5 protein-coding genes are annotated in these 13835 nt (G+C 50.5%); 2 read left to right on the top strand and 3 right to left on the bottom strand.

From position 1 onward, the window contains the following. Positions 1-118: 118 nt before the first annotated feature. Positions 119-295, bottom strand: coding sequence for a hypothetical protein (locus tag BCT27_RS25465; RefSeq protein WP_157939233.1), 177 nt, complete (start codon positions 293-295; stop codon positions 119-121). Positions 296-490: 195 nt separating this feature from the next. Between BCT27_RS25465 and BCT27_RS05400 the strand changes: the two genes are divergently transcribed. Next, positions 491-1189, top strand: coding sequence for a DUF1223 domain-containing protein (locus tag BCT27_RS05400; protein ID WP_102390694.1), 699 nt, complete (start codon positions 491-493; stop codon positions 1187-1189). Between the two features lie 71 nt (positions 1190-1260). On the opposite strand, the gene BCT27_RS05395 is transcribed toward BCT27_RS05400, so the two are convergent. Beyond that, on the bottom strand, positions 1261-3027 hold the full coding sequence (locus tag BCT27_RS05395; protein WP_102395265.1) for a two-component system response regulator: 1767 nt from the start codon (positions 3025-3027) through the stop codon (positions 1261-1263). Then, a complete protein-coding gene (locus BCT27_RS05390) occupies positions 3014-5704 on the bottom strand; it encodes a response regulator (protein WP_102395264.1) in 2691 nt (896 codons plus the stop codon). The genes BCT27_RS05395 and BCT27_RS05390 overlap by 14 nt, the downstream gene beginning before the upstream one ends. 515 nt (positions 5705-6219) lie before the next feature. Here BCT27_RS05390 and BCT27_RS05385 point away from each other — a divergent pair. After that, positions 6220-13835 (top strand): VCBS domain-containing protein (locus BCT27_RS05385; RefSeq protein ID WP_198597519.1); only part of this gene is annotated, 7616 nt, incomplete at its 3' end.

The following is a 13835-nucleotide window of genomic DNA, read 5'->3' as shown; positions in this document are numbered from 1 at the left end:
TCAGTCCATTACGTATTCACTATCAACTCTTAGTGCGTTGTTACGACTAAGTTTTTTGGTATAACGAGGTTCGTTGGCAGAACTCGATACATTGGTAGAACTAGGTACGCTGATATAACTAGGATAGTTCGCCAACATCACTCGCCGCGATTATCGGAGAGAGAGACAACTCAAACATTTGTTCAGTCACACAATGTCCCCAGTGCTCAGCATAAAAACAGGCATGAAGCTCGGCCACTCGCCCTATCACACCTGGAACATAACCTCGTGTAATCGTTACGGTATCCTTTGCCACGGAATCGCTCCTTTTTCTATCACGCTGCTTTTTAGGTTATCGATTTATGATTAGAAAATCTGTGTAGTATTTGAGTATGGCTTTGATAAGTTGACCAAATAACACGATCGTTGAAATGCGCGGGCCAACTGTCGGGTCTTTGTGTATATCGGAGAATTGACGATGTGGATGTAGGTACGACGAATGAAAAAGTTAATGCTAATGGCGGCGGCCATTCCTTTCGCGAGTGTAGGTCAAACGTGGGTTAATGCCGACGCACCCGCTACCGTTGTTGAGCTCTACACCTCTGAAGGCTGCAGCAGTTGCCCTCCTGCAGAAGCTACCCTCAATGCCCTCGAACGTAGCGCTGACTTATGGAACAAAGTCATCCCCCTCGCCTTTCATGTCGATTACTGGAACTACATTGGCTGGGACGACACATTTGCTGATGCCGCTTATAGTCAGCGTCAAAGAGACAAGGTCAATCAGGGGCAATCCAGTGGCGTGTACACTCCCGGATGGTTCATTAATGACCAAGAATGGCGAGGGTTTTTCGCTCGACAGGCCATTCCTTATGCCAATGGCCCAAAAGCGCCAACATTGACCGCGACGCTGGCAAACAAAACGCTTCGACTCGACTATGAAGGCACACAAACCTTGGTCGCAAACATTGCGCTTGTGGCGATGAATCAAACGACTGAGGTCAAACGTGGCGAAAATCGAGGAAGAACGTTAGATCATGACTTCATCGTGGTGGATTTTGCTAAGAAAGCGGGGAAAAACCATTGGGAATATACGCTACCAAGCTCGCTCGACATTTCCGCCGATGCGATTGCGGTCTGGCTAACACCACCCCAAGGCGGTGATCCGGTTCAAACCGTTGCTGGTTGGCTAGATAACCCTTACCCGAATTAAGAGAAGAGAGCCTCACTGCCTCATTGTTTGGGGAAGTGAGACAAGCGAAAGGGAGTACAGGTACGTCGTCGCTAAATCGAATAATCCTCAGATTTCCCATTGGTGACTTCACTGGTATCTGGGACCACAATTTCTTTGTTTTCCTCAAGGAATGCTTTAAAGCCTTCAAGGGGGAGTGGTCGACTTAAATAATAGCCCTGCGCCAAATCGCAGCCTTTCGATTTCAGCATTTCAAATTGTTCGGCAGTTTCAACGCCTTCTGCCACCGTTTTGATTCGTAGCCCTTTCGCCATTGCAATCACGGCAGTCGCAAGCGTTTCATTCAGCTCAACATCCGTAATACCGTCGACAAACGAACGGTCGATTTTCAGCGCATCGAATGGGAATTGCAGCAAATAACTTAACGAAGAGTACCCGGTTCCAAAGTCATCCATCGACAGCATCACACCCATGTCGTGCAACTGTGAAATCATTTCTTTGACCTGGCACTGCTTGGTCAGCAGCAAGCCCTCTGTCACTTCCAACTCTAACCGGCAAGGGTCAAAACCATCGTGATCTAAATGCTTTTCTAGGTCGCCGATAAAATTGGGTTGGCGGATTTGCTGCGGTGAAATGTTAACCGCCAAATGCAGTAATTCACCCGATGAGTTTTTCAACTTGGCAAAGTCTCTAATGGTCGTTCTGAGTACAAAGTTACCGATTTCATAAATCAGATTAGATTGCTCTGCGATGGCAATGAACTTGTCGGGCGGTACAGAACCTAGCTCTTCATTGTTCCAACGAAGTAAGGCTTCCGCCGCCACCACTTTGTTGGTTTGCATGTCTATCAGAGGTTGATAAACCAACGAGAATTCATTTTTCGATAGCGCCCACACAAGGTGGTATTCCATGCGCACGCGCTCATGAACACTGTCGTTCATTTCTGAGGTAAATAGGCGATAGCAGTCTTTTCCACCACTTTTGGCTTGCTGTTTCGCAACATCAGCATTGGCAAATAATCGCTTAAAGTCATCGGAATCCAACGGCGAAATCGAAATACCGATACTGGCGGTAACATGCACTTCACCATCACCGTTAATTGAAATGGGTTTATTGATGGTCTTCCTAAGTTTGCTGGCAATTTGGCAGGCATTTTCGGTTTTGTGCAAACCAGGGAGCACAATCAGGAACTCATCGCTGCTCACTCGCCCCACGGTATCAATTTCTCGCACAACTTTGGTGATGCGCTTTGAAAGCTCCACCAACACTTGATCACCCACATCATGGCTTAAGGTGTCATTAATCAGCTTAAAACCGTCGATGTCGACGAGCATCACGCCGGTAAGTTGCCCACGGCGTAAGTCATGTGTGATGGCATAGCGCAAACGATCAAGTGTCAGGTTGCGGTTTGCCAACCCTGTCAGGGAATCATAAAGTGCGCGCTGCAATATTAACTCTTCATTACGACGCAGCCGGAGCTGGTTATATATACGCAGTTTCACTTCTGCTGGCGAAACAGGCTTGCTGATGTAATCAGCACAACCGATTTTCATGCCCATTTCTCGCCCTTCATCTTCTTGAGATTCAGTGATCAAGATGAGGGGGATGTCGCGTGTGCTGATGTCATTTTTAAATTTCTGACAAAGCTCAAAACCGTCAATATCAGGCAGATCCACGTCCATCAGGATCAAGCGGGGTTTTTCAGATTTCGCTAACACACTGGCGGTTTTGCCCGTGGTTGAAAAGATGACGCGGTACTCTTCTCCCAAGATGGCATTGAGTATGCGAATGCTGTTCGGAGAAGGGTCGATCAGCAGTATGGTGTCTTTATCGAATGCATCCTGACTAACGTTTATCATTCGCACCTCCCACCATTTCAACCTGCGGTTTTCCGTTCATTTCTTCATCCAGATAGGCGTTTAAAGCTACCATGGCTTCGGTATATTCCAGGTTAATCAGCTTGTCACCAATGGGTTTGAGCTTGGGGGCAACGTCGCAGTAATCCACCAACAACTGGTAATAGGTATCGATGGCCATTAAATCTTGTGCCATCACCTGATTTTTGAAATGCATCATCCTGTTCATAAATGCATTCGCTTCGCTGTTATCCATCGTCCCTGTATTGTTTTGTGTCACTTCGCCTTGGCGTTTAGGATCAATGGCTGTGCCACCGCGTTTGAGCAAAATCTGGCCGATTTCTTTGATGGCATTATCAACGTCACGCTTGAACTGGCTCAACGCGGCATCATGATCACCTAACGCCATCAGGACATTTTGTAACTGCTTCGCCGATTTTCTAAGCGCAATCACCGACAAATTCCCTGCGCTACCAGCAATGGTATGGGCATGTTCAGCCGCTTGCTTTAACTGCCCTGATTCGATGTGTTGATAAAGCATGTTTTCTTGCACGCGTGCCTGATGCACAAAATCACTGAGCAGTTTGAAGTAGAGAGTGTCGTTGCCCATTACGCGCTTAATGCCTTCTTCGGTATCGACATAGTCATACTCGTCTTCCTCTTCTTCCGCCTCAGAAACCAGCAAATCTGTGGTCGTAACAGCAAGCCCAAGGTGAACCGCCAATTTCTGTAGCAAAGATTCTGCTTCAATCGGTTTCGCCACATGGTCATTCATGCCTGCATCGCTACAACGCTGTCGGTCACGTTCCATGGTATGCGCGGTCACGGCCAGAATCGGTAAGTGTTCGGGGTCTGCGGTTTCCCGAATAATGCGCGTGGCTTCTAAGCCGTTCATTTCCGGCATTTCCAAGTCCATTAAGATCGCGTCATACAGTTCAGGCGCTGGACACACTTTCATCACCGCTTCTTTGCCTGTCTGCGCGATATCGACTTGGAAGTCATTACTGATCAGGATTTCCTGCGCGATTTGTTGATTGATAGGCATGTCATCTACCACCAAAATGCGTCTACCTGCCCCATTAACAGACACGCCCGATAATCGGTTCTGCGCATCTAACACGCGGCGGTGCGTTTTCGGTAAATTTTGTCCCATGACATCCATAATGGTGTCGAACATGACAGAGGCGGAAATCGGTTTGTGCAGGTAACCATTGATTTTCCCTTTGCCTTTTTCTTTTTCAATGTGTGCTTTGTCAAAGGCGCTGATCACGATCACCAAGGGAATTTTGTCTTTCGGCATGTCTGCCTGAAGTTTGTCGAGCAAGTGGTAACCTTTTTTGCCCGGCATGTGCCAATCAAGCAGCACGAGATCAAACGGTTCGCCTTCTAAATCAAGGTGGCCTTCTTCTATCGCGCTAAAGGCTTCATCCACGCTGCTCACCGCTTCGCAGTCAAAACCCAATGATGTAATGATCGCGGAATGCACAGCAATCGACGAAGGGTTGTCATCCACCACTAAGATGCGGAGCTCTCGCAAATCGACAGGCACTGCAAAGCTCTTGTCTGACGCAACAGAAGAGACTTGCATGTCGAGGCTAAAATGGATCCCCGTAGTGCTCTCTTCGTCGTCCATCAAGACGCGTCCACCCATCGAATCGATCAGGTAGCTAGCGATGAGTAGGTGAATAGATTCGTCCACTTCAGACATCGCCATCATGGCACGTTCCGCAAGCTCTTCGAGGTGATCCGATGGCTCGTCGTGCTCAGCGATATTCTCTTGAATCGACACGCGCAACGTCACTGAATGTTCAGAAAGATTGTCGGCGTTAATGCTCAATACAATCGGGCACCCTTCACCAATCAAAATCGCTTCAGAAATCAGATTGAGAAGAATACGACGCATTCTGTCGGGGTCACCGACCAAGGAGCGCGGCACATCGAGTGGGACATTGAACAACAACTCAACTTCTCGGCTTTCGGCTTCGCCCAATAAATAGTCACGTAAGCTTTCAAGCAATTGGTCGAGGTCAAAAGGCGTGTTCTCCAACGTCAGAAACTGGGTTGAAAGCTCTTCAAAATCTTGAAGGTTGTCGCTCAATACCGTGGCGCGCTTCATGGCACGATGTAGGCTCTCTACATACACCGCTTGTTTGTTACTGAGCGATGTTTTCTTCAACATTTGTGCGCAACTCGCCGCCGTCGCCAATAAGGGGTACAAGGACATATTGGTTTCCGCTAACACATTAAAACTGCGGCTCAGTGCACTCGGAATGCCTTTGCGTGCCCCGGCAATTAAATGCATCCCCATTTTCAGAAACAATTCGTCTGGCGCGATGGGATACACCATGTAATCACTGGCTCCGGTGCGATACGCCAGTTGTTTTTGTTCGGCAGAGAATCGGTTGGTCGTGAGAAGAATGCGAGTGTCTGTGCACGTTGGAATTTGGCGGATTTTGCGGATCTCTTGTTGCAGTGACTCTCCATCGGCGAAATGAAAGTCCATGTTCAACACAAGAATGTTAACGGGATGCTGTTCGAGAATGGTGTTAAGTTTCTCAGGTGTGGCAACAGAACGGAGCCAAAAGCCATTTTCGCTGAGCACTTGTTGATAGAAATCGATGTGAGAAAGATCTTCATCAGCAAGTACGATGACGGGCTCATTTTTCACCAAACCTTTCATTAGACATTCCTTTCGATGTTGTTCGCTAAGCGCAGTCGCTTAACGTCCCGTAAAGGCAGAGTAAGAGAAACGTTGTAAGTAAAACGGACAATCAATGACAAATAGCTCCAGTCATTCCGCGTAATCAACGCACTTGTGGCGCACATGCCCTTCTCTCTGTCGCACTTTAGATGCATATATTTATCTAATAAAACTAGTGGCTTTTTTGCCTACCTGCCAATTCCACTTGCCCACTGATCATCAATTACTTAGTTTCACTGTGACGTGCTGTTTGCTATGCAACATTAAAAGCCTGCCTCCTTTACTGTTATTCAATATCTTATTTACTGGGCAAATCAGCCAAAAACGTCCTCATTAAATGCCACTAGTCTCATATATGAAACACATATTAATCATTATCTTGGAGATAGCTTGATCGTTTTCTCAGCTTCGATTGTTCTGTACTAAGTTTATACAGCGAGTTGATTGTGAGACACACATTCCATAATTAAAACGGAAGCGTTCGGGAGAAGGATATGGCCGTCACTTTAGTGCTTAGCCAGGTAGCGGGTCAGGCGTTTGTGGTTGATAAGAATGGGGAAGTAAGCCCTGCTCAACCAAACATGCAGCTGAACACTGGCGATGTAATTTCTGTGCCAAAGGGAAAAAATGCTTGGCTTGTTACAGAAGACCAAGAACAAATTGATGTTCTCGACGACGCCTTACTGGTCGGCGAAGACGGCGTCGAAAGCCTAAATCTACCTTCTGATGTGATGGATATCATTGCCGCTATTGAAGAAGGGCAAGATCCGGGGCAAGTCGAAGATGCTGAAACAGCTGCTGGCGAAGAGGTCTCCGATTCAAGCTGGGGCGCGCAGGTTGTTATCGAAAGCAATCAATTTGATAGCAGTGAAGAGGGAGGCATCCCACGCTTCATCAGCACTATGTTAGCGGAAGCCGGTTTATCCCCCCTACAGATCGATGCCATCAGTAATTCCCGTTATGCCTTGCTCGCGAATCAAGACACGGATGAAACCAACACGTCTGGTTCAACAGGATCTGGCGCCGACTCTTCTAATCCTGACTCGACGGTTGACCAACCAGCAACCGTTTCTGGCGATACACAAGCTGAGCTCGAAGACAACGATGGTGATGGCCCGATCACTGTGTCTGGTTCAATTGACGTGTCCGACCCCGACTCAAACAATCAAACAACGATTCCGAACACCACTGTCGAAAGCGAATACGGCACATTGGTGCTGGTCGATGGCAATTGGGTGTATACCTTAGACCCCGATAAAGCGAAGCCGCTTGCCGAAGGCGAAGAAGCGACCGATGTTATCACCCTCACCGCCACTGATGGCTCATCGCATCAAGTGACAATCACCGTCACAGGCAAAGATGATGCTGCAGAAGTGTCTGGTGATGTCACTGCGAACGTCACTGACGGCGAATCCGTCACGTCGGCATCCGGCTCCATTACAGTGACCGATCCCGATAACGGAGAAACGGCCACTATCGAAAACACGCGTGTTGAAGGCGAATATGGCACCTTCGAACTCATCGATGGCAATTGGACATATGTGCTTGATCCTGAGAAAGCCGAGCGTCTAGCCGAAGGCGAGGAGGCCATTGATTCCATCACTCTCACGGCTTCTGATGGTTCACAACACACTATCGATATCACCGTCACAGGCACCGATGATGCAGCCGTGGTAACGGGTGACACAACAGCAAGTGTTCAAGATTCTACTGACGGTGCAGCAACAGCGACAGGCTCTATTACTGTTACCGACCCTGACAGCGGCGAAACCGCTTCGATTGACAACACCAGTATCGAAGGGCAGTACGGCACCTTTGAGCTTGTGGATGGGAATTGGACTTACACCGTCGATCGCGAGAAAACCCAATCTCTCGCAGAGGGTGAAGAAGCCACCGACACCATCACACTTACCGCATCGGATGGCTCACAACACACTATCGAGATCACGGTAACAGGCACAAACGATGCTGCCGTGGTAACGGGAGACACGACCGCAGCCGTTCAAGATTCCACCGAAGGCGCAGCAACAGCGACTGGCTCTATTACTGTTACCGACCCTGACAGCGGCGAAACAGCCACGATTGACAACACCAGTATCGAAGGGCAATACGGTACCTTTGACCTTGTGGATGGCAATTGGACTTACACCGTCGATCGCGAGAAAACCCAACCTCTCGCAGAGGGTGAAGAAGCCACTGACACTATCACGCTTACAGCATCTGATGGCTCACAACACACTATCGAGATCGCGGTAACAGGCACTGACGATGCTGCCGTGGTAACGGGTGACACGACCGCAGCGGTTCAAGATTCAACAGAAGGTGCCGCAACAGCGACAGGGTCGATCACCGTGACCGATCCTGACAGCGGTGAAACAGCCACCATCGACAACACCAGTATCGACGGGCAATACGGCACCTTTGAGCTTGTGGATGGCAATTGGACCTACACGGTCGACCGCGAGAAAACTCAATCGCTTGGGGAAGGCGAAGAACGAGCAGACACCATCACACTTACCGCATCTGACGGCTCACAGCATCAGATCACGATCAACGTGACAGGCACTGATGATGTTGCTGAAATCACGGGCGACACCACTTCAACCGTTCAAGACAACACAAACGGAAATGCAGTTGCGACGGGCAGCATTAGCGTCTCCGATCCAGATGCAAACGACAACACCACCATCGCCAACACATCCGTTCAGGGGAGTTACGGCACCCTAGTCTTGGTGAATGGAAACTGGACGTACACCGTCGATAAAGAGGCCGCCGCGCCACTTGCCGAAGGTGAACAAGCCGTTGACGTCATCACCTTGGTCGACAGCAACGGCGATGAACATCAAATCGTCATGAACATCACTGGAACCAACGACCCTGCAGAAGTGGCAGGTGAAGTGTCCAGTACCATTGTCGGCACAGAAGGTGGCTTGACCGCAACAGGACAGCTTTCTTCCACGGATATAGACGGACAAAACAACGCCTTTGTTGCTGAAACCGTATCTACCCTGCGCGGTGAACTCACTATTGACGCAGCAGGCAACTGGACGTACGAATCTACCGACCCAACAGGCGTGATCAAATCCCTTGGTGAGGGCGATACCCTCACAGAAGTCGTGACGGTTCGTGCAGCAGACGGTACAGAACAACAAATTGAAATCACCTTCCAAGGGGTGAACGACGAAGCTGTATTCTCAGCCATCAGCACAGGCACAATCACTGAAGGTCAAGACGGATTATCTGCCGCGGGATCGATCAACGTGGTGGATGCTGATGCGGGTCAATCTTTCATGCAAGCCGGCGATATTGATGGCCAATACGGCGTACTCACGATTGATGCAGCGGGTAACTGGAGCTATGCAACGAACGACAGTAGCTTGTCGACCATCAATTCGCTCACAGACGGCGAGCATATTACTGACACCATCACCGTTTACTCTCTTGATGGTTCTGAAACCCAAATTACTATCACCATCAATGGCTCAAATGATGATGCCGTGATTGATGGTGATGTCACCGCAACCGTCGTGGATAACGGCGGTACATTATCAACGTCTGGCGAACTCTCTTCACAGGATGTCGACGGCAATGACAATGTCTTCGTTGCAGAAACCGTATCCACACCACGCGGCGAATTCACCATCAATGCTGAAGGTGCATGGACATATACCTCCACCGATCCGACTGGCGCAATTGAACGCCTAGGTGAAGGCGATACTCTGACCGAAGTCGTGACGGTTCGTGCAGAAGACGGCACAGAGCAACAGATCGTGATCACCCTTGAAGGTGTGAATGACGCGCCCGTTTTCTCCGGTATTTCAACCCGAGATGTTTACGAGACCAACGATGTAATTAGCGTATCCGGCTCAATCAACACGGTTGACCCAGATTACGGTGAATCTTTCATGTTGGCGGGCACCTATCTCAGTGACTTTGGTTCAGTCAGCATTGATCGCGCCGGTAACTGGACATACACGTCTGATCCAAACCAAAGCTCTGCACTTGATGCACTAGCAGAAGGGGAAATCTTAGTCGAGTCGATCACAGTGCGCTCTGTGGACGGAACCGAGACAGAACTGCTTGTCACCATTATCGGCACTAACGATCCCGCTGAAATTGCCGGTGACATTACCGGTACTGTCATTGAATCAGATGGCACCATGTCTACCACTGGCTCATTAACGTCTACCGATGTTGATGGCACTGATGGTGCGTTTACGGCGCAAACCATTGAAGGTCGATGGGGTGAATTGACCATTGCCGAAGATGGTTCTTGGACATATAGCACCACAGATGAAAAAGGCGCGATTGATCGCCTAAGCGAAGGTGATCACCTTACTGATACCATCACAGTGCGTGCCGAAGATGGCACCACGCAAAGCATCACCATCACCATTGATGGCACAAACGATGTTGCGACGTTTGGTGGCATGCAATCTGCCACCATCAACGAAGCGGATGGTCAACTTTCTACGTCTGGTCGCGCCACGGTATCGGACGCGGATTACGGCGAATACTTCTTCAACGTGGGCACCTATACGGGCACATACGGTGAAGTCACTATCGACAAAGCGGGGAATTGGACATACACCACAGATCCGTCTCACACCGACATGCTCAATGGTCTAGATGCGGGAGACCCGCTGGCAGACACCGTCACAGTGTATTCGCTTGATGGCACACCTTTAGACATCGTGATCAACATTGTTGGCACTGACGACCTTCCTGTTGTAAGCGGTGAAGTAACGGGTGACCTCACAGACACAACGTCCGGCGAAACCCTTACTGTCAGCGGCGAAATCGGCATTTCTGACGTTGATGCCGATGATGCGCCGAGCTTTGAAAACACCCGCATCGAAGGCGAGTACGGGGCATTGGAGTTGGTGGATGGGGCATGGACGTACACCCTCTATAAAAACGCTGCCTCAGAAATTCCTGAGGGCGATACCGACACCGATACCATCACGCTGACAGCAACCGATGGTACAACGCAAAGTATCGTTATCACCATCACAGGCACGGACGATGCGCCAGAACTTCGCGGTCACACGACGGGCGATTTAGATGATGGAGGCGATCTGACGACCAGCGGCACGATTGAGATTGTCGACCCTGATTCAGATGATAACCCTACCCTGCCAGATGCCACGGTAGACGGCACGTTTGGTTCGCTAGACCTTGTTGATGGCGAGTGGACCTACACCCTCAATCCAGACAGCGTTGCGTCACTGAACGAAGGCGACATTACGACCGACACCATCACGATTGAAGCGTCTGACGGTTCAACCCATGACATCGTCATTACCATTACCGGCACGGATCAAGAGCCTGTATTGCAAGGCAGCACAACCGGCACCGTCGCTGAAGGCGGCCTACTCACTGCTACGGGTACAGTAGACCTCGTCGATCCAGATTCGAACGATAATCCAACCCTGCCAAACGGCACAATCCACGGCCAATACGGTTCGCTAGAAATGGTGGATGGCGCATGGAGTTACACGCTAGATCCTGAGTTAGCGCAATACCTAGACGAAGGTGAATCCACCACAGATACCATCAGCATCACAGCATCTGATGGCACAGTTCACGACATTGAAATCACGATCACGGGTAGCGAAAGTGCCGCCGAGTTAAGTGGCGATCTCGTTGGCAACGTGGCAGACGATGATGCGTCTCTCGTCGCCAACGGAAGCCTATCTATTGACGACCCAGACACCAGTGACAACCCAACGCTACCTGACACCACACAAAGCGGCCAATATGGCACCTTCGACATGGTTGATGGCGATTGGACATATACCCTTGACCCTGAGCTTGCTGAGTCTCTCGATGGCGGTGTCACTGTTGCTGACACGATCACTATCACTGATTCTGAAGGCGGTGAACACACGCTCGTCATCAATGTAATGGGGACGGATGATGCTGCTGTCCTCACAGGTGAAACCACGGGAACCCTGACGGAGGGCTCAGGTGTCGTTGCACCAAGCGCGTCAGGCACCATTGAACTTGTCGACCCTGACACGGGCGATACGCCAACCATTGAAAACACCAAGGTGGACGGTGAATTCGGTAGCTTAACCCTCACTGATGGTGAATGGACATACACCCTCAATCCTGGTGCAGGTCAGTCCTTAGCTGAAGGAGAAAGCACCACAGACACCCTCACTCTGACTGACAGCGAAGGAAACACGCATGACATCGTGATTACCATCGAAGGTACTGACGATGCTGCTGTGGTGACAGGTGATACCACCGGCAACACCACAGACCAAGGCACCATAGTGTCGGGCTCTATCAGCATCAGTGACGTGGATAACGGTGAAAACCCAACCATCGGTAACACCACCATCGAAGGGGAATACGGCAGCCTCACACTGACTGACGGCGAGTGGACGTACACGGTTAACGCCGAGAACGCACAAACCCTGCCAGACGGGGAATCGGCAAACGACACCTTCACCTTAACGGCGTCTGATGGCTCCACCCATCAAATCACGGTGACGGTTGAAGGCACCGATGATGCCGCAGTTGTCACGGGCGACTTGAGCGCGTCTGTTGCTGAAGGCGGCGATGCATCTGTCTCTGGCTCTATCAACATCAGCGACCCCGATGCGGCGGTACAACCGACCCTTGAAAACGGCACGGTGGAAGGTGAATACGGTAGCCTGACACTGACGGACGGCGAATGGACGTACACGGTTAACCCTGACAATGCACAGTCTCTGGGTGATGGTGATGCTGCGACAGACACCATCACAGTGACTGCATCGGATGGCTCTGAGCACCAAATTACAGTGACGGTAACAGGCAGCGATGATGCCTCTGTGGTCACGGGTGTGACCTCCGGCGGCATTGATTTGGGTGCGGATACACCAGAAACCAGTGTCTCTGGTACGCTATCGATTTCTGACGTGGATGACGGCGACACACCAAGCTTTGACAATGTCTCTATCGACGGTGATTACGGTACCTTCACACTCACTGACGGTAACTGGACCTACACGGTCGATCCGTCTAAAGCAGAATCATTAAACGATGACCAAACCGAGCAAGAAGTGTTCACCCTGACGGCGTCGGACGGCACGGTGCAACAAATTACCGTCGATGTCACGGGCGCAGATGATGCGGCGGTTATCACGGGTGATAGCACAGCAAGCATTACCGAAGATGCCGGCGCACAAACAGCCTCTGGCACCATCACGATCACCGATGCAGACACCGGCGATACACCAACCATTCCGAATGGCACCTTGGCGGGTGAGTACGGTTCGTTGACCTTGGTTGACGGCGCATGGACGTACACCGCTGACAGCGCGTCGATCCAATCGCTGGCTGACGGCGATACCGCGACGGATACCATCACGGTGACAGCCTCCGATGGTACTACTCAAGATATTGTCATCACCATTACAGGCACGGATGATGCCGCTGTAGTGACGGGCGATACGACGGGCAACACCACGGACCAAGGCACCACAGTGTCGGGCTCTATCAGCATCAGTGATGTAGATAACGGTGAAAACCCAACCATCAGTAACACCACGATTGAAGGTGAATACGGTAGCCTTACACTCACTGACGGTGAGTGGACGTACACGGTTGACCCTGACAGTGCACAAACCCTGCCAGACGGGGAATCGGCAAACGACACCTTCACCTTAACGGCATCTGATGGATCCACCCATCAAATCACAGTGACGGTTGAGGGCACTGATGATGCCGCAGTTGTCACGGGCGACTTGAGCGCGTCTGTTGCTGAAGGCGGCGATGCATCAGTCTCTGGCTCTATCAACATCAGCGACCCCGATGCGGCGGTACAACCAACCCTTGAAAACGGCACAGTCGAAGGCGAATACGGCAGCCTAACGCTGACGGACGGCGAATGGACCTACACGGTTAACCCTGACAATGCACAGTCTCTGGGTGATGGCGATGCTGCGACAGACACCATCACAGTGACTGCATCGGATGGCTCTGAGCACCAAATTACAGTGACGGTAACAGGCAGCGATGATGCCTCTGTGGTCACGGGCGTGACCTCGGGCGGCATTGATTTAGGCGCGGACACACCAGAAACCAGTGTCTCTGGCACGCTATCGATTTCTGACGT

Origin of the sequence: Enterovibrio norvegicus (assembly GCF_002876705.1) — a bacterium.
GTDB lineage: Bacteria > Pseudomonadota > Gammaproteobacteria > Enterobacterales > Vibrionaceae > Enterovibrio > Enterovibrio norvegicus_B.
This window is presented reverse-complemented; position numbering and strand designations above follow the sequence as displayed.

What these genes read in the sequence shown, in the direction of transcription:
- BCT27_RS05395 (WP_102395265.1), bottom strand. Translation starts at nt 3,027, where the DNA reads ATGATAAACGTTAGTCAGGATGCATTCGATAAAGACACCATACTGCTG.
- BCT27_RS05400 (WP_102390694.1), top strand. Translation starts at nt 491, where the DNA reads ATGCTAATGGCGGCGGCCATTCCTTTCGCGAGTGTAGGTCAAACGTGG.
- BCT27_RS05390 (WP_102395264.1), bottom strand. Translation starts at nt 5,704, where the DNA reads ATGAAAGGTTTGGTGAAAAATGAGCCCGTCATCGTACTTGCTGATGAA.